Consider the following 1,142-nt stretch of genomic DNA (forward strand, 5'->3'; position numbering starts at 1 on the left):
GAACAAATACTGCGCCGAAGAGCCCCAATGACCGGCAGCCCGCGCCAGCGTGTCGGCAACCTGCTCCAACGGCAACCGGCCGGCATAGGCGCTGCCGTCCGGCGCGGCGACGAAAGCCAAGGCACGCAGCGGCCCGTCCCTGGTCTTGACCTTGATCCAGCATGGCACGTTGGTTGGCGGGTTGGCATCGATCTCGCGGCGCATCAACTGGCCGAGTTGCCCGAAATGATCTTCCGCGGGCAGCCGATAGACGATGCCGCTGCAGCTGCCGCCTCGATCGAGCGCCAGCATCAGGGCCGGCAAATCGCGGGTTCCGCGCCAGCGGGTCAGCTTCAGGCAGAACGAGCGGTGCCATCCCGGCGCCGTGGCCGGGCGCTGCTCGACATAGGCGAATTCGGGGTTCCAGATCAACGACCCGTAGGCAAAGACCCAAAGCGTCTCGGGACGATGCTGCAAAAGCAGCTTTTCGACCAGGCCATCGAACTCCACATCGGTGTGCTCGCTGGTTCCGGGCTCTGGCCCGGGATCAGGCTCGACACGCTCAACTTGCGCGACAAGCTCGGCGGTCAACGCCATTGGCTTGCGGCCTGCCGGCTTCCGCTCCATTGCTGCCCCCGCGAGGAAACGATGCCCACGATAGACCGGCGGCGCGCTGCTGGCCATTGATTTCCAGGGTCCGTCAGGCAACAGATACCGCACGGATCGGGCGGCGTTCATGAGCCAGCGAAGTTTTCGGCGACGCGTTGCAATCTGGGTGGCGACCTTGCTGGCCGCCTATCTGGCGCTCGCCTATTTCGCCGCACCGGAATTCTGGACGTTTCACGATCGCGGCTTTCGCAAGCACAGCTTCGAGATGGTGACGCACACGCCACAAGGCATTCCGGGCGATCCCATCAATGTCGGTCTTGTCGGTACGCGAAAGGAAGTAGTGCACGCCTTCGCCGTCGCCGGCTGGGACACCGCCGACGCCGTGACCCTGAAGACCGCGATCGAGATCGGTGAAAGCGTGCTGTTCGACCACCCCTACCCCGATGCGCCGGTCAGCAGGCTGCTGTTCGATGGCCGCGCCCAGGATCTCGCCTTCGAAAAGCCGGAGGGCCTCAGCGCCGACCGCCGGCATCATGTCCGCTTCTGGCAGACCG

Annotated in this window: 2 protein-coding genes; one reads left to right on the plus strand and one right to left on the minus strand. The window is 65.0% G+C overall.

Annotated features, from left to right (window positions below; genetic code table 11):
* On the minus strand, window positions 1-663 hold a 663-nt coding region (locus EN984_RS35480; protein WP_245480196.1), incomplete at its 3' end, for a gamma-glutamylcyclotransferase.
* A 52-nt stretch (window positions 664-715) separates the two neighbouring features.
* Here EN984_RS35480 and EN984_RS35485 point away from each other — a divergent pair.
* The coding region (locus EN984_RS35485; protein ID WP_206517572.1) for an LssY C-terminal domain-containing protein at window positions 716-1,142 on the plus strand (427 nt) is incomplete at its 3' end.

This window comes from Mesorhizobium sp. M7A.F.Ca.CA.004.12.1.1 (genome assembly GCF_003997835.1).
Taxonomy (GTDB): Bacteria; Pseudomonadota; Alphaproteobacteria; order Rhizobiales; family Rhizobiaceae; genus Mesorhizobium.